Source organism: Parabacteroides acidifaciens, from assembly GCF_003363715.1.
GTDB classification, from domain to species: domain Bacteria; phylum Bacteroidota; class Bacteroidia; order Bacteroidales; family Tannerellaceae; genus Parabacteroides; species Parabacteroides acidifaciens.
On record NZ_QREV01000032.1, the window covers coordinates 25,458 to 46,824 of the forward strand.

Here is a 21,367-nt window from a genome sequence, read left to right on the forward strand (position 1 = left end):
GTATTTTAGCATATTGCCTGTTTTGGCACGTTTTTTGAACCTGTATGTTCAGAAAATAATAAAATACAAGATATGAGAAACTGGAACATAGCAATACGTTCGCTTTTTAAGAAAGGGCGGAGTAATGGGATTAAGATTTTGTCATTAGGTGTCGGGCTGGCAATGGGGCTTGTCCTTATATCCAAAGTCTGTTTTGAAAGTTCTTACGATAAGTTCTATCCCGGCAGTGACCGTATTTACCGGTTACATGAGAATGTCATCCGGGAGAATGAATATAAGACCTATCCGCAGGTAAGCGGCGGTGTTGCTCCCGGTATGCAGGCCGAGATTCCGGAAGTCGAGAAGGCTACCCGCCTGACATATATCGGAGGCGACAAGGAGATATTCAGGACAGAAGACAAGAACCGTTATTCGGCGCGTTACGTCGTAATGGGCGATACGAACGTCTTCGATTTGCTTCCCCGTCCGATCCTGATCGGTGATCCGAAAACGACGCTGGCGCGTCCGGGCTATGTGATGATTTCACGCCGTATAGCCGATTTGCTTGGTGGTGTAGAGAAGTCGATGGGACAGAAGTTCGAGTTTGAATCCAGTCCGGGACAGACCTATACGATCGGCGGCGTGTTTGAGGATGTTCCTGAAAACTCCCACTTACGTTTTGAGATTGTCGCTTCCCTGGAAGGCATGAATAAGTGGAGCCGGGAAAACTGGCTGGGGAATGACCGCTATTTGGGATATGTGAAGCTCTATCCCGGGACGGACCCGGAAAGCCTGACGACCGCTATCCGTGAGATGCAGGGGCGGCACTGTGACCTGGAAGAGGTGAAAAAGGCCGGAGTCGACTTGACTTACACGCTGGTTCCGTTGATGGATATGCATAGCAACAGCAGTGAAGTAAAGAGTATGAATTCCCTGTTGATCCTGCTTGCTTTCGTTCTTATCCTGACGTCTGCCATGAATTATGTTCTGATTGTGATCTCTACGCTGATTAACCGGACGAAGGAGGTGGCTGTCCATAAATGTTATGGCGCCTCCGACAAAAATCTGTTCGGTATGATTATGTCGGAGACCTGCCTGCATATGCTGATATCCCTTCTGCTCGCGGCTTTCCTTGTTATTCTGTTCAGAGGAAAGGTTGAAGAATTGTTGGGAGCTTCTTTAGGGGCTTTATTTTCTTCGCAAACGATCTTGGTTTTAGTAGGCATCTGTGTGATGATCTTCTTTATTACCGCGTTGATTCCGACATATATATTCCTGCGTATTCCGGTTGCCGCCGCATTCCGTAATTTTAAAGAGTCGCGTCGCTATTGGAAGCTCTGCCTGTTGTTTATACAGTTTGTGGCGACTGCTTATCTGGTAGCGTTGTTGTCTGTCATCAATAAGCAATACGATTATATGGTGAACGTCAGCCCCGGATATGCTTACGACAAATTGGTCTATTGCGATACGCAGGGTGCGGAAGAATCGGTTCGCAACACGGCGATTGAAGAGCTGCGTAAGATGCCTGAAGTAGATAAAGTTTCAGCATGCTACGATTTGCCGATTTCGGTTATGTCCGGAAATAATGTCTTGCTCCCCGGTGATGATCGCGAGTTGTTCAACATCGCCGATATGTATTGGGTAAAGGATGATTACTTCTCTTTGATGGAGATTCCGATCGTCGATGGCGAAGTGTTCCGCTCGGATGGCTCGGCTAAAGACAAAGTGATGGTCAGCCGCTCTTTTGTAAAGAAAATGGAGACGGTGGCAGGTTGGACGGGTAGCGCTGTCGGAAAAAACATCGTCGTAACGGAGCACAGCCAGAACGGAGAACCGCTTACAATTTGCGGTGTGTTTGAAGATGTATGCATCGGTAGTACCGGCAATCCGGATTTACGCCCGACAGTGTTATTCTATGACAAGTATGCACCGAAAATCCTGATTAAATTCCATGAAATGTCACCCGAAAACATAAAGAAAGCGCAGGGCGTGCTGGAAAGCATCATGCCGGACCGCAGTGTCAATGTGACTGCCTATTATATGGATATGATAGACCTGTACAAAGATTCTCGTACGTTCCGCGATTCGGTTTTGATCGGAGGTATCGTGACCTTGATCATCGCATTGATCGGCTTATTGGGATATACCAGCGATGAAACGAACCGCCGCGGACGCGAGATCGCAATCCGTAAGGTGAACGGGGCTTCGGCATGGAGCATTTTGAAAATGATATCCAAAGATATTTCTTATATCGCGATACCGGCTATCGTAATCGGTATAACGATCGCCTATTTTTCCGGAACCGGCTGGCTGAAACAATTTTCCGGAAAGGCATCTCTCGGATTCTTCATGTTCCTGGCGGGGGCGATGTTTGTCTATCTGTTGATCGTCGTCAGTGTCCTTTGCCGTGCATGGCTTGTCGCAAATTCGAATCCGGTGGACAGTCTTAAATCGGAATAATTAGAGAAAAGAGATGTTACGTTTGCCCGGTACGGGTGTCTTGTTTATAGAAATATATTATATCATGAAACAATTATTTTATACAGTCAGCTATTTGAAAAACGCCTGGGGTAATAACCTGATTAAGATTTTCACCTTGACGTTAGGCTTAACGATCGGTTTGGTTCTGTTTGCCCGTATCGCATTCGATTTGAGTTATGATAAATTCTTGCCGGAGGCGGAGAATATTTATCAGGTACAAACGGTTTATACGACAGGTGTAGGGTCGGCCGAGGCTAAATCGAACGATTACTCCTTTACTTTCCAGCCTGTAGCCCCGACAATGCCGCTCGAGATACCGGGAGCTATTGCAGGGACTTCTCTTCTCGAGAGCGGCGAGCGGGTCATTTTTAATGGGGAGGACCGTTACTCCGTCAAGACAATCTATGCTGATACGATGTTTTTCAAAACGCTTCCTTATAAGATTCTTTCCGGTAGCGAGATGGGATTGAAGACGGGCGGGAATGTATTCCTTTCGGAATCGCTTGCCAAACGAATCTTTAAAGGAGAGGACCCGATAGGGAAGACGTTATTCAATGATAAAGCCCATAAGGAAACTCTGACTGTGGTCGGGACATTTGAAAATGTGCCGGAAAACTCGCACCTCGATTTTAACCTGATTTATTCGATTGCCCGGAACAGCCGGAATAGTTGGGACGGGGGAGACGGTTATAGAGGATATGTCCGCATGCAGGCAGGTGTCGATATAAATGCGATCAATGAAGAAGCCATACCTGAGATGTTGGCACGCCATATGGACCGCGAGTCAATGAAAAAAGGCGGCTATGCTTTTGATTGCTATCTGAAGCCTATCACGACTTTGCATACGGACAATAAGGAAACGAAGCTGACTTTGCTCGTCCTTTCGCTTTTAGCAACGCTGATACTGGTGGCTGTCTCGCTGAACTATGTGATGATGTCTATCTCGTCATTGGCTACCCGCGCCCGTACGATGGCGATCTATAAAAGTAACGGAGCCAGCACCGGGAATATCTTTATGATGAATCTGTCCGAAACGGTAATCCTGATCCTGCTCTCGTTGGTTTGTACGGCTCTGCTGGTTTTGGTTTCGGGAGATTTGATTACGGAACTGACAGGAGTGACGCTGGGTTCGCTTTTTTCCGGACGGCAATTGCTGGTATCGTTAGGATTGGTCTTCCTGGTAGTCTTGCTTTCAGGTGTTGTGCCGGCGCGTATCTTTTCGGCTATTCCTGTGACACAGGCGTTCCGTTTTTATAACTACAGCAAGCGCGGATGGAAACAGGGATTGTTAGGCGTGCAGATTGCTTGTGCGGCCTTTATGCTGATTTTCCTGGCGATCATCCTGCTGCAATATAATAAGGTCTTGAATAAGGACCTCGGCTATCATCCGGATAATATTGTCTATTGTGATCTTGACAGCATCCCGTCCGAGCGTCAGCAGATGGTAAGAACGGAGCTGATGCGTTCTCCGGAAATAGAGAATATTACGTTTGCCAGTTATCTGATCTGCAATTTTTTCAGCGGTACACCCTTGATCGATCCGGAAACACAGGAGGCGTTGGCTACACTGCGCTTCCAATTTGCAGATTCCAGCTATGTGAGCACATTAGGGTTGAACCTCGTGCAGGGTTCTAATATTCCCTCTTTTATGGCCGAACCGACTCCGGCTCTGGTTAACCGGAAATTCCTCGAACTTCTACGCTGGGATGACAATGCGATCGGGAAAGTCTATAAATGCAAGGGATTGTTCGATATTGTGATTGCCGGCGTGCTCGATGATTTCATAGTCGGTTCCATATTCGTTCCGCAGACACCGGTGATCATTGTCGGTATCGGAAGTGACTGGAACTCTTTATCCATAAACGTACGTCTTCGTGAGATGTCGCCCGAGTCTTTCTCGATGCTTGAAAACCGTCTTCGGGAATTGCTTCCGGAGCAGGATATAGTCTTGACCACTTATCGCGACAAAATCCATGAATCCTATCGCGACACCGAGCGGTTCCGTAATTCCGTAGCGGTGGCGGCCGTATTCATGTTGCTGATTACGCTGATGGGGCTTGTCGGATATGTCTCCGATGAGATACGCCGGCGGAGCAAGGAGATTGCTATCCGCAAGGTCAACGGGGCGACGGCGGTCGATGTGCTGAAATTGTTGTTGCATAATATCATTGTGATCGGTACGCCGGCGGTTATTGTCGGCCTGATCGGAACGTATCTGGCAGGTGATAAGTGGCTGGAGAATTTCCCGGAAAAGATTTCGTTGAATGTCTTTATCTTTATATTGGGAGGCCTTGCCTTGCTGATTGTGATCGGGTTCTGCGTCGTCCTTCGCTCCTGGTATGTGGCGAACGAAAACCCGGTGAAGAGCATTAAGTCAGAATAATTTGCCAATTTGCCAATGTGGCGCTTCGCTAAATGTGCCAATGGAATAAAAAGACCTCATCTCAGTGAATCGTCTTTTATTTCATTGGCACATTGGCATATTAATAAATTGGCACATTATCCATGTTATGTTTGTCTAAGTCGCGTGTCTTATTAATAGAATGGAACAAGAACAGTTTAAAATAGAAGTCGTACCACTCAGGGGGAAGTTGTCGGGATGTGCCCGTCGCTTGCTGGACGATCCCGAAGATGTGGAAGATATCGTGCAGGAGGTTTTTCTCAAGCTGTGGTATATCCGTGAGGAACTGGAGCGTTACGATAGCGTGGAAGCGCTTGCCGTGCAGATCACCAAGCACCTTTGTCTGAACCGCCTCCGTTCCTTCCAGTACAGGCAGGAGAAGTTGTCCGATTCGGCAATTATAACCGCAGACGATAATCCATACGTTTCGTTGGAACAGAAAGACAGTGTGAGCCATGTCATGAGCATTATGGAACAACTGCCCGGATTGCAACAGACGATACTCCGGATGAAACATGTCGATGGTTTCGAGGTGAAGGAGATTGCCGAGTTGACAGGCAGTACACCGGAAGCTGTCCGCGTGAACCTCTCGCGAGCACGTAAAAGAGTCAAGGAACTATTCTTAAAAATGTAACAGGATGAAATCAGACGAATATACATATATAGAAAATCTGTTGGAGCGTTTCTTCGAAGGGGAAACGTCCAATGTCGAAGAGCAGGAGCTATATGCCTTCTTCGCACGTCCGGATTTGCCGGAACATTTGAAGCCCTACAAACCTGTGTTCGGTTATTTTGAAACCGGAATCGCCCGTGAAGTGGAGGAGGAGAACTCCTCGAAACAGGTTCGTAAAGTCCCTTTTTACAAAAAGTGGTTATGGATAGGTACCGCTGTGGCCGCTTCTTTGTTGTTGTTCTTGTTTTTGAACAAAGAGGATCGTAAGCAGGAAGATGATTTTAATCCGTACGCCGGAAGCTACATCATCCGCAACGGCGTAAAGACGGAAATACCGGAAAATGTGGCCAAGGATTTGGACAAGATGATCCGGCAAGCCGAGAAATCACATTATGAGAAGGAACGGATGGCATTGCAACCCGTACAACAGCACCGGCAAACCCTGCATGATATAAAAATGAAAGAACAAGAGGCGAAACAAATCGAATCCGACATAGAGATGTTGGAAGAGAGATATAAAGATAAATGATGATTTAATAACCATATAATAATAGAAAGTATGAAAACAAGGAATCTTATTTTAACGGCTGTCCTGCTGATAGCAGGGAGCTGGGCCGGCGATTTATTGGCACAGACGAATTTGAATGCGCTGATGAAGAAGTGCGAGTCGAAGGATAAAGTGAACGTGGAAGTGATCTACGACAAAGATCGGAAGACAAAGAAACCTGTGAAAGAAGTGATCACGATCACTTTTTCGACGAAGGATAACCCGAAGTTGCTGGATGAATTTATAAACGCTTTCCAGAAGGATAAAGAAGCGGCTTACAAAGTGATCGAATCGAAACAGAACGGAAGGGTGTTGCCCTCTTTTTACCGTTTCTCTTCCGGAACGAGCGACATATCCTATTCGTTGGATGATCTTAATCTCAAACCCGGATATAAGGATAATGAGTATCTGCTCAGGAACGGGAATATCCGGGTCACAAAGATCGAACGTTTCGAGTTCAAGGAAGAAAGCGAATGGGGATAAACCTCGAGCCATTTTTGTTCAAAGTGTCTAATATCTTTACACTACTGTCAAAAAATTAGACACTTTCGAAAAATATCAAATTCTTTATAGCGCTGTAAATAAATAATTTATGTACTTTGGCACGCTGTTTGCCTATAATTAGGCAAGAAGATGTAATAACAATAAAAACAGATACAGTCATGATTAAAATTGAAGGATTAAGTAAGTTTTTCCGCACTGAGGAAGTAGAAACAATCGCATTGAACGGCGTGTCGATGGAAGTGAAAGATGGTGAGTTTGTCGCAATCATGGGACCTTCCGGTTGCGGTAAGTCAACGTTGCTGAATATCTTAGGGTTATTGGATAACCCGACATCGGGTGATTATTACCTGGCAGATAAAGAAGTCGGACACCTGAAGGAAAAAGAACGTACCCAGGTGCGTAAAGGGAATATCGGTTTCGTGTTCCAGAGTTTTAACCTGATCGATGAGCTGAATGTATTTGAAAACGTAGAGTTGCCGCTGACCTATCTGAAGGTCAAAGCCAGTGAGCGCAAGCAAATGGTAAACGATATCCTGAAACGAATGAACATCAGCCATCGTGCCAGCCACTTCCCGCAGCAGCTCTCCGGAGGTCAGCAACAACGTGTAGCTATCGCCCGTGCCGTCGTTTCCAATCCGAAGATCATCCTCGCCGATGAGCCGACCGGTAATCTGGATTCCAAGAACGGTGCGGAAGTGATGCAACTCCTGACCGAATTGAACAAGGAAGGCACTACCATTGTTATGGTAACGCACTCCAAACACGACGCGAGCTTTGCACACCGTGTGGTTAACCTCTTTGACGGTAGCATCGTTTCGTCGGTAAGTGAATTCATTTAATGTTTTGCAAGAATAACACATAGACACATTCAAATTGTTTTGTTGCAGATATATCCGGCTTGTGAAAGTCGGATATATTTTTAAAAAGGAGGAGTACGCATGAATAATATACTGAATTTTAAGTCTTTTATGAAGTTCCTGAGTCGGAATATGGGATATACGGCAATCGATGTCTTCGGGCTTTCGGTGTCGCTGATGTTTGTGATCCTGATTACGGTATATACGTATCAAGAATTGGCGACGGACCGTTTCCAGGAGAATGGTGACCGGATTTGCGTGATTGGGAATGAGAAAGGCTTGGGAACGGCTATCCCTATCCCTTACCGCTTGAAGGAACAGTTTCCGGAGATCGAGAAGGTTTGCCCGGTTGTTGTTCCGGGTAACTTCAGCAATATATTAGCCCTGTATGGCGATAATATGTTGCAAGTGGATATGATGTGTACCGACTCCACCTTCTTTGATTTCTTCTCTTTCAAACTCTTGAAAGGAAATCGTGAACTGGCATTGGAAGATCCCTATAGCGTGGTTCTCTCCGAGACTTTTGCCCGGAAGATGTTCGGTGGTGAAGAACCGATAGGTAAAAGTTTCCGGATCAGCGACTCGACAACGGTAATCGTGAGCGGAGTAATGGAAGACATACGCAGATCGGTGCTCCCTTCTTGCGACATACTGGCGCGTCTGGAACGTGCGAAAGAATTTAACGGAGGTTTATCGCTGACGAATGAAGGCAATGCCGGTTCTACAGCCGGTTTCTTAATGCTTCATAAGGGGGCGGATTTGGCTTCGAGGACTTCCGATATCTATGATTTCCTGAAAGAATCTTTCTGGCCTTATACGATCGATGTGTGGAAAGAGGTGAGGGTTATTCCTTTCAACGATATCTATTTTTCTTCATACGAATGGTCGGTGCTCCAGACCGGCGACCGTAATTTCGTGTTAGTGTTGATGTCTGTCGGCATCCTGATCTTGATCTTTGCCGTATTCAATTATATCAACCTGACTGTGGCGCAGGCCGGGCAGCGTGCTCGTGAGATGGCTACCCGCCGCCTGTTGGGGTCATCGCGCACGGAACTGTTCATACGGTTGATGATCGAGTCGACGATGCTGACGTTGTTTTCGTTTATCATCGGGTTGCTGTTAGCTGTGGCAGCGGTGCCTTATGTGAATGAATTGCTGGATACGAAGATCTATCTGGCCGATGCTTGTACGCCTGCCTGGATCGGTATGGCGGCAGGGCTTATCCTGCTGATCGGAGTGCTGTCGGGGTTCTTGCCTGCTATGCTGATTTCGGCTTCGAAGCCGATCGACGTGGTACGCGGTACGTTCCGCAGGCAGACGAAGATGGTGTTCAGTAAAGTCTTCATCACTTTCCAGAATACGATTACGATCGCTACGCTGTCCGCAGCCTTGGTGATGGGATTGCAGATTTATCATATGATCGTCGCGCCGTTAGGCTATAATACTTCCAATATATTGGTCGTGGCGAATACTTTACGTTCAGATAGCGAAAAGGCCGCAGCGATCGACCGCATCCGGGAATTGCCTCATGTTAAGGCTGTCGGTTTCTCTAATGGGACTCCTTTCAGTGGAACGAACAACCTGACCGGGGTGTTTGAAGGGAAATCGCTTAGTTTTCAGCAAATGACACTCGATAGTGCGGCTTTTAAGATATTGGGGCTCCAGATTAAACATGATAATCAGGTCGCTTCGTCCAAGCCTTGGAGTTGGTATCTGACGGAACGCGCTTTCCGGGATATGGAGTTGCCGGAAAATGCGGAATATTTTGGGCTGAAGGATGACGAACCGGCTCAGATATTAGGTGTGTTGAAAGATTTCCACCTGCGGAATATCAATATGGAAAGTGCGCCAGTCATGCTGCGCTTTCGTGATTTCAGCAAGCCGGACAGCCATCCCTGGAATGTTCTGATCGAGGTGGACGGAGAGCCCATGACGACTTATTCTGCCGTGCGCGAGATTTTTGAAGATGTGACGAAGGTTGATTTCGAGGGGAATTATCTCGAACAGAAGATCGAGGGTTCGTTCGATTCGCAGATACGTTTAGTCAAGATTGTATTGCTCTTCGCCTGCGTTGCAATTCTGATTTCGATGTTGGGATTGTTGGCGATGTCGACCTATTTCATCCAGCAGCGTTCGCAGGAGGTTGCTGTCCGCAAGGTCTTCGGGTCTGATAACCGGGCGATCCTGAGCCGTCTGGTAGGAACGTTCCTGATGTATGTGGTGATTGCGTTTGTGATTGCTGCGCCGATAAGCTGGTATATCATGGATAAATGGATTGCGGACTATTCTTACCGTATCACGCTTAGTCCGCTTATCTTCCTTGTGGCCGGTTTGTTTTGCCTGCTGATATCTTTCTTCGCGGTCTTCTACCAAAGCTGGCAGGCGGCGAATGCGAATCCGGTAGAGAGTGTGAAGGTTAGTTGAGTATTATGATCCATAATTCTAAGACATGAATAATATAGTAAATATCAAGTCTTTTCTGAAGTTTCTAAGTAAGAATAAAGCATATACGGCGATCGACGTCTTCGGACTCTCGGTATCGTTGATGTTTGTGATCCTGATTGCCGTGTATGTGGAACGGGAGCTGAATATAGACAAACAACAAGTTAATTATGACCGCATCTATGCGATCGGAAACGAGAACTTCCTGGGTACGGGTGTTCCTGTTCCTTACTGGCTGGAGGAGCGCTACCCCGAAATTGAACAGGTATGCCCCGTCATCACCGATCAGGGAAAAGGGATGCAGGTCTTTTACGGTGAAAAGAAATATAAGGCGGATGTGGTCTATGCCGACTCCACCTTTTTCAGTATGTTTTCCTTTAAGGTCCTGGATGGCAATCGCGAGGAAGTTATGAAAAGCGCCTACGACGCGGTCGTCTCTGAGAGTTTTGCCAACAAAGCTTTCCCTGGCGAGAATCCCGTCGGTAAAAGCCTCCGGATCAGCGATTCGACCAGCGTCACTGTGACTGGTGTCATGGAGGATATCAACCGCTCCGTCATTCCCTATGCCGATGTCTTGTTACGTATCGAGCGTATAGCCGAATTCAACAGCGGATTGACGAAGACCAGTGCCAATAATGCCGGCTCGGCTGTCGGTTTCATCCAACTTAAACCCGGTGCCGACCTGAAGGCGCAGACCGATGACATCCTGGAGTTCCTGAAGGAACGTTTCTGGCTCTATGAGAGAGGATTTGCAAAAGACCTCTATATTGTTTCGATTCCCGAGATCTATTTCGGCAAGTGGAAATACTCGAATATGAACAGTGGCGACCGCAGTTTCTCGCTCGTCCTCATGTCCGTCGGTATCCTGATCCTGATCTTTGCCATTATCAACTATATCAACCTGACGGTTGCGCAGGCCAGCCAGCGTGCCCGTGAGATGGCTACGCGCCGCCTGCTGGGATCGCTACGGAGCGATCTTTTTACCCGACTGATGATGGAGGCGACACTTCTGACGGTCGTCTCGTTTGTGATTGGTCTGCTGTTGGCGATTGCGGCTTTGCCGTTTGCGAACGATCTGTTGCAGGTGCGCCTGACGCTCGACGTGCTATGGACGCCGCTTTGGGGTGGGGCGATTGTGGGCTTCATCCTGCTGACCGGTTTCCTGTCCGGGTTGCTACCTGCCATCCTAATCTCGTCGGCTAAGCCGATCGATGTGGTTCGAGGAACGTTCCGCCGGCAGACGAAGATGGTATTCAGTAAGTTTTTCATTACATTCCAGAATGTTATCACTATCGTTATGATTGCAGCATCGTTGACAATGTATTTTCAGATCAATCATCTGATCCATGCACCGCTGGGGTATAACACGGAGAACATTATCCAGACGAATAACGTCTTCCGCTCGAGAAGCGAGATGGAGAAGGCGGAAGACATGCTCAGCCAGATCCCCTACGTCAAGGCCGTCGGCTACACGAACGGGACGCCTTCCGGCGGGACGAACAACATGAGCGGCGATTACGAGGGTAAATCACTTAGTTTCCAGCAGATGCAAGTCGACAGCGCCGCTTTCCGGATCTTCGGCTTGGAGATTAAGACAGACAACCATGTGGCAAATTCCGACGGGGGCTGGTTCCTGAACGAACTGGCGTTTAAACAGATGGACCTGCCGGAAGATGCCGCCACGTTCAAGATGTATGATCGGGAGACACCGATCCTGGGTGTAATCAAGGACTTCCATTTGTGGGACATCTCGCGGGAGAACTCTCCGTTGATGTTGCGCTTCAACCGGCATCATTCCGATTGGTGGCCGTGGAGCTACGTGATCGAAGTGCAGGGCGATCCGGTGAAGGCTTTTGCTGAGGTCCGCAAGGTCTTCGAGGAGGTTTCGGGTGTCAGCTTCGAGGGTGAGTTTATCGACCAGGATATACAGAGCCATTTTGAGACGCAGATTCGTCTGACTAAGATCGTGGTGATCTTTGCCTGTATCGCGATCCTGATTTCGTTGTTGGGGTTGCTGGCGATGTCGACCTATTTTATTCAGCAGCGTGCACAAGAGGTGGCAATACGCAAGGTGTTCGGTTCGGACAACCGGTCGATTTTAAACCGCCTGGTGGGTACGTTCCTGATGTATGTCGGGATTGCGTTTGTGATTGCCACACCGGTCAGTTGGTACTTTATGAATCATTGGTTGGCAGACTATTCCTACCGCATCTCTCTGAACCCGCTTATATTCATTGCGGCAGGTCTGTTTTGTCTGCTGATTTCTTTCTTCTCGGTCTTTTTCCAGAGCTGGCGTGCGGCAAATGCGAATCCGATCGAGAGTGTGAAGGATAATTGATAATTAATAATAGAGAAATAAAAGAAGGGGGAGGAAATGAATAATCTGTTGAATTTTAAATCGTTTTTAAAGTTCTTGTCGAAGAATAAAGCCTATACGGCGATAGATGTCTTCGGATTGTCGGTTTCTTTGATGTTTGTAATCCTGATTGCGGTGTACACGGTACAGGAATTGTCGATCGACAACTTTCAGGAGAACAGGGAGCGGATCTATGTGGTTGCTCATGAGAGCGGGGATGCGGTTGCCATCCCGATTGCTTACCGCTTGCAGGAGCGTTATCCGGAGATCGAGAGAGTTTGCCCTGTTGTCTTTAATAATATATCGGATTTGCAGGTTTTCTATGGAGACCGGAAACTGAAGGCAGAGGCTTGTTGTGCCGACTCCTCCTTTTTCAGCTTCTTTTCTTTCCGGCTGTTGGCCGGGAATAGCAAGCAGGTGTTGAATGACCAGTACGATGCTGTCCTCTCCGAGACTTTTGCCCGGAAAATGTTCGGATCGGAAGATCCGGTAGGGAAGAGCTTGCGGATCAGTGATTCGACTTCCGTGATTGTCACAGGTGTGATGGCCGATATACGCCGCTCGATCGTTCCCTATAAAGATATGGTGATCCGTTTGGAGCGTGCTCAGGAATTTAACGGCAGCCTGTCGATGACGAACGACGGAAACGCCGGATCGACAACCGGTTTCCTGATGATGCATGAAGGGGCGGACCTGCGTTTGCGGACAGATGACATTCTGGAGTATTTCAAGGAGTATTTCTGGCCCTATAAACTCGGCGTTTGGAAAGAGGTGCGGATTATCCCGATGAAAGATATTTATTTCTCCGAGAAGCCCGGGTATTCGTCTCTCGAACATGGTGATAAGCTGTTTATCCTCGTCCTGATGTCTGTCGGCATCCTGATCCTGATTTTCGCTGTCTTTAACTATATCAACCTGACGGTAGCGCAGGCGGGGCAGCGGGCGAAGGAGATGGCTACGCGTCGGTTGTTGGGATCATCGCGTATGGAATTGTTCCTTCGGCTGATGATGGAGTCGACACTGATGACGCTCTTTTCATTCCTTTTCGGACTGTTGCTGGCAATGGCGGCAGTACCTTTTGCCAACAGTTTGTTAGATACGCGCATCGTCTTGTCGGATGCCTTCACACCGGCCTATATCGGGGCGGCTGTGGTGCTGATCCTGCTGATCGGTGTCCTTTCGGGGTTGCTTCCGGCATTGTTGATTTCGGCATCGAAGCCGATCGACGTCGTACGCGGTACGTTCCGCAGGCGGACGAAGATGGTGTTTAGCAAGTGTTTCATCACGATCCAGAATATTATTACGATTGCAATCTTAGCGGCCGCACTTGTTATGGGACTCCAGATCAATCATATGATCGAGGCGCCGCTTGGCTATAACACGGCGAATATTCTGGCTGCGGATAACACGTGCCGTTCGGACAACGAGCGGGCGGCTGTATTGGACGGATTGCGCCAGTTGCCTTGTGTCAAGTCGGTCGGTATGTCGGAGGGAACGCCTTTCAACGGGGGAAATAACCTGACGGGTAAATACGAGGGCAAGTCGCTTAGCTTCCAGCAGTTGGTGGTCGACAGTGCGGCGTTCAATATGTTCGGATTGCAGATCAAGCAGGACAACCATGTTGCTTCGTCCGATAACTGGAGTTGGTATCTGACCGAAAGGGCTTTCAGGGATATGGAACTTCCGGAGGATGCCAAGGTATTCCATCTGAATGAGAATGCTGTTCCGATCTTAGGGGTGTTGAAGGATTTCCATCTGCACTCGGTCATTGACGAGAGTTCGCCTCTGATGCTCCGTTTCCGCGACTTCAACAAGCCTAATTCCTGGCCCTGGAATATATTGGTAGAGGTCCAGGGAAATCCTTATACGGCTTATCGGGAGGTGAGCGAGGTGTTCGAGCAGGTTACCAAGATCGATTTTGAAGGAAAATATATCGACCAGCAGATACAGGAGCGGTTCGAATCGCAGATTCGTATGGTCAAGATCGTAGTAATCTTCGCCTGTGTCGCAATCTTGATTTCATTACTGGGGTTGTTGGCGATGTCGACCTATTTTATCCAGCAGCGTTCGCAGGAGATCGCTATTCGTAAGGTGTTCGGTTCGGACGACCGGTCGATCCTGATTCGCCTGGTCGGTACGTTTCTGATGTATGTCGTGATTGCTTTTGTGATTGCTACGCCGGTGAGCTGGTATTTTATGAAGCAGTGGCTGTCGGACTACTCGTACCGCATCTCACTCAGTCCGCTGATCTTTATTGCAGCGGGGTTGTTCTGCCTGGTTATCTCTTTCTTCTCGGTTTTCTTCCAGAGCTGGCGTGCGGCAAATGCGAACCCGGTGGAGAGTGTGAAGGATAATTGATATAGAAGGAAGCAAACGTCTGTAGGGGATAATTCCCGATATGCGACGTTTGCTTCCCAATTGTCGTTTTATTATTTCTTTAATGCCTCCAACAATTTGTCGACTGCTTCGGCAGGTGTCGGTTCACTCTTTAATAATTGGATGAATTTGCTGCCGATAATGGCACCGGATGAGTTTGCTGCGGCTGCATCGAAGGTAGCTTTGTTCGAAATACCGAAACCGACGAGGCGTGGGTTTTGCAAGCCCATTCCGTTGATACGGCGGAAATAGGCCTGCTTCTGTTCGTTGAAGCTCTGTTGTGCTCCGGTGGTGGCAGCACTCGACACCATGTAGATGAAACTATCGGTATGTTCGTCGATCAGACGGATGCGTTCTTCGGAAGTTTCCGGGGTGATCAGCATGATCATTTTCAGTTCATAACGTTCTGCGATGGCTTTGTAGTCCGCCATATAATCTGCGAAAGGCAGATCGGGGATAATCATCCCGTCTACGCCGGTTTCCACACATTTCTGGCAGAATGCTTCGAAACCGAATTGCATGATCGGATTCAGATAACCCATCAGGATGATCGGAATATGTACATCCCTGCGGATATCTTTTAGCTGGTCGAACAAAAGGCGCAGCGACATCCCGTTATGGAGCGCTTGCGTAGCAGCCTCCTGGATGACAGGTCCGTCCGCCATCGGGTCGGAGAAGGGGATGCCTACTTCAACCATATCGATACCTTTTGCCTGTAACTCTTTTAATATCTTCGTCGTGTCGTCCAGTGCAGGATAACCGGCCGTGAAGTAGACGGAAAGGATTCCGTCCTTTTTTGTGTTGAATAAGTTTGTGATACGGTTCATATCTTTATGCTTGTTTAATATCATGGATAAATCGTTTTAATTTTTCTACGTCCTTCAGCCCCGGTTCGATCTCGAATCCGCTGTTCAGGTCGATTCCGGCCAGGCGAGGATGATGAAAACAGCGGATTGCCTCGGCACTTTCCGGACGGAGCCCGCCGCTCAGCAGAAAAGGCGTTTCTCCTGTATAGGCTTCGAGGACAGACCAGTCGAACTGTTTGCCGGAACCGCCATAGTTGTCGCATTTGGTATCGAAGAGGAAGTAATCGACACGCCCTTCGTAGGCAGAAGTCCGTTCCAAGTCGTCCGCCGTAGCAACGGAGAACGCTTTGATCAGCAAATAACCGCGCTTTTGGAGGGCATGGCAATCCTCCGGTGTCTCGTTCCCATGCAATTGCAGATAATCGAGCCGGAAAAGTGCCGCTGTTTCCATCATCTCCTCCAAAGAAGCATTGACAAAAACACCAACCCTTTTTAATTGACAATTGACAATTGACAATTGACAATTAGAATACCGCTTGTCGCAATTGTCCATTGTCCATTGTCCATTGTCCATTATTTTTCGCGGGCTTCCCGCGAAAAATATCAGTCCTATCCAGTCGACGCCAAGCCCTTCGACCTCCCGGATGTTTTCCGGATTGCGCATGCCGCATACTTTGATGATCATGACAGCCCTCCTATGAATTGGGCGAGGGTTTCGCCCGGTTGTTCCGTCTTCATAAACGTTTCGCCGATCAGGAAGCCCCGGAATTCGGCTTTGCGAAGACTTGCAACGGTGTCTGTCGCTGAAATGCCGCTTTCCGATACCAGCAAAGGTGAGAGGTTTTTCTCCCGCGTAACCGTCTGCATCGCTTCTGCCAGACGGAAAGAGTTTTCGACATCGGTATGGAAAGTCCCGAGGTTGCGGTTGTTGACGCCTAACATATCGACAGAGGGGTTAAGGTGTTCTAATTCCGTTTCGCTGTGTATCTCGAGCAGTACCTCCATATTGAGAGTATGGGCCAGTTCCGCAAACGCAAGGCATTGCTCCGGGCTGAGACAGGCGGCGATCAGCAGGACAGCGTCGGCACCCATCACACGCGCCTGGTACAGTTGGTATTCATCGATGATGAAGTCTTTCCTTAGCAGAGGCAGGTTGACGAGGTTGCGAGCCTTGCAAAGGTCACCAAGCGAACCTCCGAAGAAGTTCGAATCGGTCAGGACGGAGCAGGCCGAGGCACCTCCCTTTTCGTAGGCGGGCAGCACACCGGCAACAGCAGCATCGGGGTGTAGCCAGCCTTTGGAGGGGCTTTTGCGCTTAAACTCGGCAATAATACCGGACGGCGAAGCGGCAAGGGCTGCCCGCATGGAGCGGGTAGGACGTTCAAGGCGTTCACCGCCCAACCCCAACAGGGTTTGCAGCTTGACGGCCTGTTTCTGCCGCTCCACTTCGATACGCTTATTGGCTACGATATCTTGTAATATATCTTTCATAATTATTTATTCAATTCGATAAACCTGTTGAACACATCCAACGCCTTGCCGCTTTCCAGCGATTCCCTTGTTTCGGAAATGCATTCTGCGATTCTCTTCTCCGGGCAGATCACCTGGATGGCGAAGGCCGAGTTGGCGATCACGCAGTTGGTCTGTGCCGGAGTTGCCCGGTTGTTCAGGACATCATCGAAGATACGGGCAGCATCGGCGACTGTTTCCCCGCCGTCCAGTTCGGCTTCTGTGGCACGTTGGAAACCTAACATCTCAGGCGTGTAGAGCTTCTCCTTTTCCGGCATAGCGACCTTGAACTCCGATGTCAGCGATATTTCATCGTATCCGTCGAGGCTGTGCACCACCGCGAAACGTGTTCCGCTTTCCTGATAGGTGTAGCTGTAGAGCCTCAGTAACGGCAAGTTGTACACCCCAAGTAACTGGTAGGCCGGCATCACCGGATTGACCAGCGGACCGAGCATATTGAAGAAGCTGCGTACGCCGAGGCTTTTCCGTACAGGAGCGACCGCCTTCAAGGCCGGATTGAACAGCGGCGCATGGAGGTAAGCGATGTGGCAGGCCTCCATCGAGCGGCGCAACCGGTCGACGTCGTTGGTGAACTTCACGCCATGCTGTTCCATCACATTGCTGGCTCCGCTGACCGAAGTCGCCCCGTAGTTTCCGTGCTTCACGACATTGTATCCGGCACCGGCCACGACAAAGCAGGAGGTCGTGCTGATGTTGAACGTATTCTTCCCGTCGCCCCCCGTCCCGACAATGTCGATCGGCTTGAACTCCGATAAGTCGACCGGGACGCGCATCTCGAGCAGGGCTTCGCGGAAACCCGTCAGTTCCTCCACCGAGATGTTACGCATCAAATAGACCGTTATCAGGCTGGCAATCTGGGAGTCGTTATATTTGCCTTCCGCCATATTCTGAAGGATCGTCCGCGCCTCGTCCCGTCCCAGATACTGGTGCTCGAACAACCTGTATAATATATCTTTCATCTTTTATAGTCTAACTTTTAATTTTCAATTTTCAATTCTCAATTCCCAAGACCCAGTTCCGGATAATCGTCTTCCCCTTCGGCGTCAGCACCGATTCCGGGTGGAACTGGATGCCGCGGACATCGTATTCGCGGTGGCGGAGCGCCATGATCTGCCCTTCCTCCATATCTTCCGCCGTAATCTCAAGGCAGTCGGGGAAGTTCTCTTTGGAGACAGCCCACGAATGGTAGCGTCCGGCACGGAAACCGGGTTCCAGTCCGGCAAACAGCGGGTCTTTCGCCTTAATACGAATGTCGGAACAAACCCCGTGGTGCACATCCGTCAGGTTGATAAGTGTCGCTCCGAAGGCTTGGCCGATGGCTTGCTCTCCGAGACATACTCCCAATATACTCTTGGTCGGTGCGTAGCGGCGGATAAGCGGCAGAAGGATGCCCGCCTCCTCCGGGATGCCGGGACCGGGCGACAGGAGGATCTTGTCGAAACGGTCTACTTCGTCCAGTGTTATTTTATCGTTGCGATGTACTTCTACATCTGCTCCCAATTCCTTTAATATATGTAACAGGTTGTAGGTAAAGGAATCATAATTATCAAATAGTAATACTTTCATCTTTCAATTAATTAATTTTGTTGCCAGATCGATCGCCTTCTTCAAGGCGCCCAGTTTGTTGTTCACTTCTTGCAGTTCCCTCTCGTCGTTGCTCTTGGCGACAATGCCGGCTCCGGCCTGGTAGTAGAGGACGTTGCCGCGGCTGACGAATGTACGGATCGTGATCGCCTGGTTCAAATCTCCGTCGAAGCCGATAAAGCCGATGCAGCCGCCGTAGGCTCCGCGGTTGTGTTTTTCTATCTCCGTGATGAGCTGCATGGCGCGTACCTTCGGCGCTCCGCTCAGTGTGCCGGCGGGGAAGGTGTCGATATAGGTTTTTACCGGGTTACTGTCTGCGTCGATCTCCCCGCTGACGCGTGATACTAAGTGAATCACATGGCTGTAGTACTGTACTTCTTTGTAGAAGTCCACCTGTACGTTATGTGCGTTGCGCGACAGGTCGTTGCGTGCCAGGTCGACCAGCATGACGTGCTCGGCATTCTCTTTCGGGTCGGCAAGGAGGGCCTCGGTGCGCTGTTTGTCTAATGCGACGTCGCCGGTGCGGAAAGCAGTTCCCGCGATCGGGTCGATGCTGGCGTGCCCGTCTGCCACTTTGCAGTGTGTTTCGGGCGAGGAACCGAAGATACGGAAGCCACCGAAGTCGAAGTAAAAGAGGTAAGGGGAAGGATTCACGCTGCGGAGCGCCCGGTAAACCTTGAAGTCGTCGCCCTTGAACGGCTGTTCGAAACGGCGGCTCAGGACAATCTGGAAGACGTCTCCCCGGAGGCAGTGGCGGATTCCCTCGCGAACCATAGCCTTGTATTCCTCTCCCGTGATGGGCGATGTTTCAGGACCGACAGCCTGGAAGTTATAGGAAGCGTAGTTGCGGTTTTCGATCAGTGTCTCGATCTCCTGCAGGTTGGAGTTTTCGCCCGGTTGCAGCAGCTCGACAAGCGTCAGTTCGTTTTTGAAGTGGTTGAACACGAGGATATACTTATATAGTATGTATAGCATATCGGGCGCGTCGTTCTCTTCGTGGTGTGCCTCCAGCACCGGGATATTCTCGAAGTAGCGGACCGCGTCGAAAGCCGTGTATCCGAACAACCCGCATACTTTCCTGTCCTGTCCTTCGATCGAGAAGCGGGCGAGGAAGGCGTTCATGGCGTCTGCCACATTGAACTGTTCCGTCAACGGTGTAACCTCGCTTTTTCCGTCGGGGAAGGTTGCCGTGCATTCTCCGTTATTGATACCGATACTTGCCAGCGGGCAGAGGGCGATGTATGAAAGGCTGTTTTCATTTCCGTGGAAGTCGGAGCTTTCCAGCAGGGCCGATTCCGGATAGATGTCCCGCACCTTCAGATAGATGCTGACGGGCGTGTGAAGGTCGCCGAGAACCTTTTTGCTTATTGTCTTGAATGTATAATTCATATATCCAGTTACTTTTTGTTCTTATAGTTGATGTATGTTTCCATATCCTTGTCCCCCCGGCCCGAAACGGTCAGTACGACGACATCTTCCGGTTTGAAGTTGACTTTTGAGAGTGCTCCCAGCGCATGTGCGCTTTCCAACGCCGGGATGATGCCTTCGATGCTTGTCAGTTCGAAAGCGGCCTCTAAGGCTTCGTCGTCGTTGACGGCAAGGATCGTTGCGCGGTGTGTCTCCGACAGGTTTGCGTGGATCGGTCCGATACCCGGATAGTCCAGTCCGGCAGAAATGGAATAAGGTTCTTCGATCTGTCCGTCTTCGCTCTGCATCACCAGCGTACGGGCTCCGTGTATGATTCCCTTTTTACCCAGTTGGATCGTGGCGGCACTCTGTCCGGTCGTGATTCCCAGGCCGCCGGCTTCGGCAAGGACAATCTTTACCCGTTCGTCGTCGATAAAATGGTAGATTGTTCCGGCTGCATTGCTTCCCCCGCCGACACAGGCGATCAGATAATCGGGATAGTCGCGTCCTTCCTGTTCCAGCAATTGCTTTTTGATCTCTTCGCTGATCACAGATTGCAGACGTGCCACCATATCCGGATAAGGATGCGGCCCGACGGTGGAACCGATGATGTAATACGTGTCGGAAGGGTGGCAGCACCAGTCGCGGATCGCTTCGTTGGTTGCATCTTTCAGCGTCATATTACCCGAAGTGACAGGCACAACCGTTGCCCCGAGCATCTCCATCTTCTGCACGTTGGCATGCTGGCGTTCCACATCCGTTTTACCCATGTAAACGATGCATTCCATGTCCATCAGCGCGCAAACGGTAGCCGTCGCAACGCCGTGCTGCCCGGCTCCGGTCTCGGCGATGATACGTGTTTTTCCCATCCGGCGTGCCAGCAGGATCTGCCCGATCGTGTTATTGATCTTATGGGCGCCGGTATGGTTCAGATCTTCCCGTTTCAGGTAAATCTTGCAGCCGTACTTCTCACTTAGCCGTTTGGCCAGATAAAGAGGAGAGGGGCGGCCTACATAATTGCGGAGCAATTGGTTGAACTCTTGCTTGAAGCTGTCGCTTTCCAGCACTTCCAGATACTTTTTTTGCAGGTCTTCCACACATTGGTGAAGTATTTCGGGGATATATGCCCCGCCGAACTCACCATAATAACCATTTTCATCAACTTGATACGTCTTCATTGTTCTTCTATACTTATTATTTTTCTATTCTTGATTTCTTTATTGCCTTAAACTAAAAAAGGCCTGCCGCAAGTGCGACAGACCTTTTATTATATCTCGGAAGTATATACATGAGGACTGGTTCCTTACGACCTTGTGAGTTGTACGGAGTGCCACCACCAATATGTATTTACTAAAATAGTTCTCATTTCTTTTTTTGTTATTACGGCAGCAAATATAGATATTCTCTGACAAACTGCAAATGAT

General features: G+C 49.2%; 16 protein-coding genes. 9 read left to right on the forward strand and 7 right to left on the reverse strand.

What is annotated here, in order from left to right:
- Nucleotides 1–72 precede the first annotated feature (72 nt).
- From DWU89_RS13175 to DWU89_RS13215, 9 genes are all read left to right on the forward strand, one after another.
- Entirely contained in the window at nucleotides 73–2,439 is a 2,367-nt protein-coding gene (locus DWU89_RS13175; protein WP_115500093.1) for an ABC transporter permease, read from the forward strand.
- A gap of 64 nt (nucleotides 2,440–2,503) precedes the next feature.
- Nucleotides 2,504–4,843, forward strand: a complete 2,340-nt coding sequence (locus DWU89_RS13180; protein WP_158543381.1) for an ABC transporter permease — start codon at nucleotides 2,504–2,506, stop codon at nucleotides 4,841–4,843.
- A 160-nt stretch (nucleotides 4,844–5,003) separates the two neighbouring features.
- The gene (locus DWU89_RS13185; RefSeq protein ID WP_115500095.1) at nucleotides 5,004–5,495 is read left to right on the forward strand and encodes an RNA polymerase sigma factor; all 492 of its coding nucleotides are present in this window, start codon (nucleotides 5,004–5,006) and stop codon (nucleotides 5,493–5,495) included.
- 4 nt (nucleotides 5,496–5,499) lie between these two features.
- A complete protein-coding gene (locus DWU89_RS13190) occupies nucleotides 5,500–6,063 on the forward strand; it encodes a hypothetical protein (RefSeq protein ID WP_115500096.1) in 564 nt (187 codons plus the stop codon).
- 30 nt (nucleotides 6,064–6,093) lie between these two features.
- Nucleotides 6,094–6,564 (forward strand): DUF5024 domain-containing protein, encoded by a 471-nt coding sequence (locus DWU89_RS13195; protein ID WP_115500097.1) that lies wholly within the window; start codon nucleotides 6,094–6,096, stop codon nucleotides 6,562–6,564.
- Nucleotides 6,565–6,743: 179 nt separating this feature from the next.
- Nucleotides 6,744–7,424 carry an ABC transporter ATP-binding protein gene (locus DWU89_RS13200; RefSeq protein WP_115500098.1) on the forward strand — a complete coding sequence of 227 codons (681 nt, stop codon included), beginning with the start codon at nucleotides 6,744–6,746 and terminating at the stop codon, nucleotides 7,422–7,424.
- Between the two features lie 99 nt (nucleotides 7,425–7,523).
- A complete protein-coding gene (locus DWU89_RS13205; RefSeq protein ID WP_115500099.1) occupies nucleotides 7,524–9,866 on the forward strand; it encodes an ABC transporter permease in 2,343 nt (780 codons plus the stop codon).
- Between the two features lie 25 nt (nucleotides 9,867–9,891).
- The gene (locus tag DWU89_RS13210) at nucleotides 9,892–12,222 is read left to right on the forward strand and encodes an ABC transporter permease (protein WP_115500100.1); all 2,331 of its coding nucleotides are present in this window, start codon (nucleotides 9,892–9,894) and stop codon (nucleotides 12,220–12,222) included.
- A gap of 36 nt (nucleotides 12,223–12,258) precedes the next feature.
- Nucleotides 12,259–14,598, forward strand: coding sequence for an ABC transporter permease (locus DWU89_RS13215; protein ID WP_115500101.1), 2,340 nt, complete (start codon nucleotides 12,259–12,261; stop codon nucleotides 14,596–14,598).
- Nucleotides 14,599–14,669: 71 nt separating this feature from the next.
- Here the strand turns inward: DWU89_RS13215 and trpA are convergent, their stop codons facing one another.
- From trpA to trpB, 7 genes are read right to left on the reverse strand one after another with little or no spacing between them, the layout of a single operon-like run.
- Nucleotides 14,670–15,443 carry a tryptophan synthase subunit alpha gene (gene trpA, locus DWU89_RS13220; RefSeq protein WP_115500114.1) on the reverse strand — a complete coding sequence of 258 codons (774 nt, stop codon included), beginning with the start codon at nucleotides 15,441–15,443 and terminating at the stop codon, nucleotides 14,670–14,672.
- Between the two features lie 4 nt (nucleotides 15,444–15,447).
- The gene (locus DWU89_RS13225; RefSeq protein WP_115500102.1) at nucleotides 15,448–16,107 is read right to left on the reverse strand and encodes a phosphoribosylanthranilate isomerase; all 660 of its coding nucleotides are present in this window, start codon (nucleotides 16,105–16,107) and stop codon (nucleotides 15,448–15,450) included.
- Nucleotides 16,104–16,913, reverse strand: coding sequence for an indole-3-glycerol phosphate synthase TrpC (trpC, locus tag DWU89_RS13230; protein WP_115500103.1), 810 nt, complete (start codon nucleotides 16,911–16,913; stop codon nucleotides 16,104–16,106). Before trpC ends, DWU89_RS13225 begins: the two co-directional genes overlap by 4 nt.
- Before the next feature lie 2 nt (nucleotides 16,914–16,915).
- Nucleotides 16,916–17,911: an anthranilate phosphoribosyltransferase gene (gene trpD, locus DWU89_RS13235; RefSeq protein WP_115500104.1), complete on the reverse strand. Its 996-nt coding sequence runs from the start codon at nucleotides 17,909–17,911 to the stop codon at nucleotides 16,916–16,918.
- Between the two features lie 31 nt (nucleotides 17,912–17,942).
- On the reverse strand, nucleotides 17,943–18,518 hold the full coding sequence (locus tag DWU89_RS13240) for an anthranilate synthase component II (protein ID WP_115500105.1): 576 nt from the start codon (nucleotides 18,516–18,518) through the stop codon (nucleotides 17,943–17,945).
- Nucleotides 18,519–18,521: 3 nt separating this feature from the next.
- A complete protein-coding gene (locus DWU89_RS13245; protein WP_115500106.1) occupies nucleotides 18,522–19,925 on the reverse strand; it encodes an anthranilate synthase component I family protein in 1,404 nt (467 codons plus the stop codon).
- Between the two features lie 8 nt (nucleotides 19,926–19,933).
- A complete protein-coding gene (trpB, locus tag DWU89_RS13250; RefSeq protein ID WP_115500107.1) occupies nucleotides 19,934–21,121 on the reverse strand; it encodes a tryptophan synthase subunit beta in 1,188 nt (395 codons plus the stop codon).
- Between the last annotated feature and the right edge of the window lie 246 nt (nucleotides 21,122–21,367).

Coding starts and splice junctions, on each gene's coding strand:
- DWU89_RS13175 (WP_115500093.1), top strand. CDS start 73: ATGAGAAACTGGAACATAGCAATACGTTCGCTTTTTAAGAAAGGGCGG.
- DWU89_RS13180 (WP_158543381.1), top strand. CDS start 2,504: ATGAAACAATTATTTTATACAGTCAGCTATTTGAAAAACGCCTGGGGT.
- DWU89_RS13185 (WP_115500095.1), top strand. CDS start 5,004: ATGGAACAAGAACAGTTTAAAATAGAAGTCGTACCACTCAGGGGGAAG.
- DWU89_RS13190 (WP_115500096.1), top strand. CDS start 5,500: ATGAAATCAGACGAATATACATATATAGAAAATCTGTTGGAGCGTTTC.
- DWU89_RS13195 (WP_115500097.1), top strand. CDS start 6,094: ATGAAAACAAGGAATCTTATTTTAACGGCTGTCCTGCTGATAGCAGGG.
- DWU89_RS13200 (WP_115500098.1), top strand. CDS start 6,744: ATGATTAAAATTGAAGGATTAAGTAAGTTTTTCCGCACTGAGGAAGTA.
- DWU89_RS13205 (WP_115500099.1), top strand. CDS start 7,524: ATGAATAATATACTGAATTTTAAGTCTTTTATGAAGTTCCTGAGTCGG.
- DWU89_RS13210 (WP_115500100.1), top strand. CDS start 9,892: ATGAATAATATAGTAAATATCAAGTCTTTTCTGAAGTTTCTAAGTAAG.
- DWU89_RS13215 (WP_115500101.1), top strand. CDS start 12,259: ATGAATAATCTGTTGAATTTTAAATCGTTTTTAAAGTTCTTGTCGAAG.
- trpA (WP_115500114.1), bottom strand. CDS start 15,443: ATGAACCGTATCACAAACTTATTCAACACAAAAAAGGACGGAATCCTT.
- DWU89_RS13225 (WP_115500102.1), bottom strand. CDS start 16,107: ATGATCATCAAAGTATGCGGCATGCGCAATCCGGAAAACATCCGGGAG.
- trpC (WP_115500103.1), bottom strand. CDS start 16,913: ATGAAAGATATATTACAAGATATCGTAGCCAATAAGCGTATCGAAGTG.
- trpD (WP_115500104.1), bottom strand. CDS start 17,911: ATGAAAGATATATTATACAGGTTGTTCGAGCACCAGTATCTGGGACGG.
- DWU89_RS13240 (WP_115500105.1), bottom strand. CDS start 18,518: ATGAAAGTATTACTATTTGATAATTATGATTCCTTTACCTACAACCTG.
- DWU89_RS13245 (WP_115500106.1), bottom strand. CDS start 19,925: ATGAATTATACATTCAAGACAATAAGCAAAAAGGTTCTCGGCGACCTT.
- trpB (WP_115500107.1), bottom strand. CDS start 21,121: ATGAAGACGTATCAAGTTGATGAAAATGGTTATTATGGTGAGTTCGGC.